Annotated in this window: 1 pseudogene; it reads right to left on the bottom strand. The window is 29.3% G+C overall.

What is annotated here, in order from left to right:
* Positions 1–1078: pseudogene (locus I3255_RS14095) on the bottom strand (hypothetical protein); the annotation flags it as partial.
* Between the last annotated feature and the right edge of the window lie 644 nt (positions 1079–1722).

The following is a 1722-nucleotide window of genomic DNA, read 5'->3' as shown; positions in this document are numbered from 1 at the left end:
ATAAATAAAGTTTATCATCACCATGATGTTTACCATACTCATCTAAAGATGGAAGGTATAATCCGAGTAACAAATGATGTTCATTATGTCTTATGGCTAACTTATTAATCCAATTTAATAAATTGGTAAAATAATCAATGTTAACTTTATTTTTAATTGATAAGATTGGTGCATCGAGATCATTACCATTGATGAAAATGTATTTTCCTCTATCTCCTAATGAATACTGATATAATTTTCTAATGACCAACTCATCAATGTCTGAATTTTTTGAGCAATTTAGGCAATGACATGAAGTTGAAGATTCTATGAAGCGTTCAGAGCAGTCATTGCAAATATAGTTTTCTAAAGGTCTATCATAATCTACACCGATATGTTTTAAAGATGATAAACATTTTGGACACTCTAATTTACCATGAATTTGAAATAGAATTTGTTCCCCAACATAACCACAAGTAAAGCAATGGAGAGAGCTTTGACAATCAATATTTATACTTTTACAGTTAGGACACTCTTCAGTATAATTTAAATGGCCACTGTTACAGTTAGGACATAATCTTATTCGATCAATAAGTTTTTCTTTTGATAGAATGTTACGTTCTAATTCTGATTGTAGATAACGAATGTTGGAATTAATTTCAGGAAGAAGGACGTCAACTAATGGATAGCTGTAGATAGTATGGGAAAAAATATCCTTTGTAGGTTTTAATCTACGATTCTTATTAACGCCTAGCCAGCCAATAATAGGGTTTAGATTTATGTGATTTGGAGATAGTAAAATATGTTCTTGTGTAGAACGTTGTATTTCTAAAGATAGCTCTAGATCAAATACACCATCAGTTACACATTCTGTATATAGAGTTTTGATTGTAGTGTATACGCTCCATGACCATCTTCCAGGATGCTGATAGAATGAGGTTAAAAGTTGTTTTATCTCATGTTCTTTTTCTATATTGATACATAATATCCCACAATACTCAATTGGTATTTCTTTTATGTCGTTGATATAAATGATTCTATCATTACTTATGGTTTTTTTTCCTAACCAATAAATATTTTTATTTAATATTAATTCCATTTAAGCTTATCTCCATTCTTATTTGGTTTGTTTGTGTCATCAACATAATAATTAGAATGATATTTAAGAAATAGATAATAAAATGATAGTTATTAGTAAAATTAAATGGTATTAAGATTTGTATTTATTTCCATAATATGTTATTCATCACAATTATTAGAAATGTTTATGAATCAGATCTTATTGTTTCCATTATTGATATTGTCTTTTATCAAATTTGAAAGGTAGAGGTTATGCAGGATTGTTGACTTACCTAGTCAATGATAATTTTTATATGTACAAACATATGTCTTAAAACTGATTGGGTATATATTAATTTTGCTAAATCGTGGTATATCAGTTAAAAAATTATTTGAAATAAGAGTATGTATTTAAATGATTGGTGTTAATCATCTTGAAATATCAAATTAATGGTGAGTTTGCGCATTAAAAAGCTCAGAAAAATGCCGAGCTTTATTAGGTAGTTCGATTGAAGCAAAGGTATTAGAGTTGAGCTTTAATCCAAACCATACGGTGATCGGAAGAGATAGATTTACCGTTGCCATAACCAATGCGCGAATCATTCATCAGTAAATGTCCCGACTCGTTTTCTGCTGGCCAATATACTGCAGAATCAATGATAGCTAAGTTTTCAGAAGGAATCG

Origin of the sequence: Psychrobacter sp. Ps6, assembly GCF_022129235.1 — a bacterium.
Classification (GTDB): domain Bacteria; phylum Pseudomonadota; class Gammaproteobacteria; order Pseudomonadales; family Moraxellaceae; genus Psychrobacter.
Note: the sequence above shows the minus strand (reverse complement) of the source record. Positions and strands in the feature narration are given on the sequence as shown.